We start from the raw sequence: 840 nt of genomic DNA, 5'->3' as shown, positions 1-840 counted from the left end.
GCCGCGGCGCCGCGCCGGCCCATGGCGCGCGTCGCGCCCCGCTCGTAGAATCCATGCATGGCCGGGTTCCGGGCCAGGCGCAGGCGGGGTGCGCCCGAACTCCAGGTCCACGACGCGAGGTCGGCGACGCGGGCCGGCTCCGCTCTGGTCGCGGCCGACGACCGCATCCGTGCCGCCGTCGACGAGCTCGGCTTCGCCGAGGCTGAGCTGGGACGTGATGCGATCGCTCAGGCGGTCGAGGCGCTCGTCGCGGCGCGCGGCCGGCTGACCGAGGCGTTCCGGCTGAACCGACTGAATCACGACGCGATGCCCGGGTCGGCCGACGAGGTGCGTGCCCGGCACCTCCGGATCGTCGACCTGTGCGAGGCCGTCGAGCGCGTGCTCGATGAGCAGACCGCCGACCTGGCCGAGCGGATGTCGCGTGCACGCCGAGCGCCCGAGGTCATCGGCGCCGTGCGCGCCGATCTCCTGCGCATGCGAGCGCGCATCCCGTACGCCCGCATCACGATCGACCGGCTGGCGGCGCGCTGCGCGCGCGACGCGCTCACCCCCATCGAGGCGAACCTCTCGGAGGCCGACCAGCTGCTCGGATTCGCCGAGCACGGCGTCGGCGTGGCGGAGCGACGGCGGTCGGAGGGCTCGAGTGGGCACGCCGACGTCGCGCTCGAGGCATCCACTCGTTCGATCCGTCGCGCGGCTGCGCTGCTCGATGCCGTCGAGGCCTTCGAGGTGGAGGCACTGCGCGCCGAGGCCGCATTGCCCGCCCTCGCCGACGAGTGCCGGCGGGATCTCGCGGTCGCGCTCCGGGCGCCGCACTCGGCGGAGGCCGCCGCCGCGATA

Annotated in this window: 1 pseudogene; it reads left to right on the top strand. The window is 75.2% G+C overall.

The features are described from left to right. Positions 1-57: 57 nt before the first annotated feature. Positions 58-840: pseudogene (locus ESO86_RS17770) on the top strand (hypothetical protein); the annotation flags it as partial.

The sequence above is a fragment of the Agromyces binzhouensis genome (assembly GCF_004135055.1).
Taxonomy (GTDB): domain Bacteria; phylum Actinomycetota; class Actinomycetes; order Actinomycetales; family Microbacteriaceae; genus Agromyces; species Agromyces binzhouensis.
This window is presented reverse-complemented; position numbering and strand designations above follow the sequence as displayed.